The organism is Rhodococcus sp. 852002-51564_SCH6189132-a (assembly GCF_001665495.1).
Lineage (GTDB): Bacteria > Actinomycetota > Actinomycetes > Mycobacteriales > Mycobacteriaceae > Rhodococcus > Rhodococcus pyridinivorans.
In genome coordinates, this window is the sequence record NZ_LZMJ01000041.1 from 1 (window position 1) to 523 (window position 523).

Annotated in this window: 1 protein-coding gene; it reads left to right on the forward strand. The window is 64.8% G+C overall.

Annotated elements, in window-relative coordinates:
- Positions 1-279: YrhK family protein (locus A5767_RS10455; protein WP_231913165.1), on the forward strand; the 279-nt coding region annotated here is incomplete at its 5' end.
- Positions 280-523 lie beyond the last annotated feature (244 nt).

Sequence of the window (523 nt, forward strand, 5' to 3'; positions counted from 1 at the left end):
ACAGATCCGTCGCTGCGACTGTCCGTCGGCCGGGAGCAGGTCGTGATCGACAACCGGTACGAGACAGCCTCGATCGTCAACGACGTCCTGATCGCGGTGTTCTTCACCGTCGGCAGCGTGTTGTTCTTCTTCGACTCCACCCAGACCGCCGGCACCTGGCTGTTCTTGCTCGGCTCGCTCGATTTTCTCGCCCGGCCTGTGATCCGCCTGAGCCGGCGCACTCATCTGCGACGGCTGGGACATCACTCCGGCGCCACCGGCGGTGACTACGACTACTGACCGTCCCGATCTGGGTCCGCGATCCGCGCACGAGCCCGCTCGTTGAGCCGTGCAGGATTGCCAGAGGTCGATCCGGGAATGCGACGGTCATGCACATCGATGTCGTTCTCGCCGTGGTCGGCGCGCTCGGCGTGGTCGTGGCAGCGATTTCCTCGACGATGCGACGCCTGCCGTTGTCCGAACCCCTACTCGGTCTGCTTGCCGGGGTACTGCTCGGTCCCCAACTGCTCGATGCGTTGCCGAT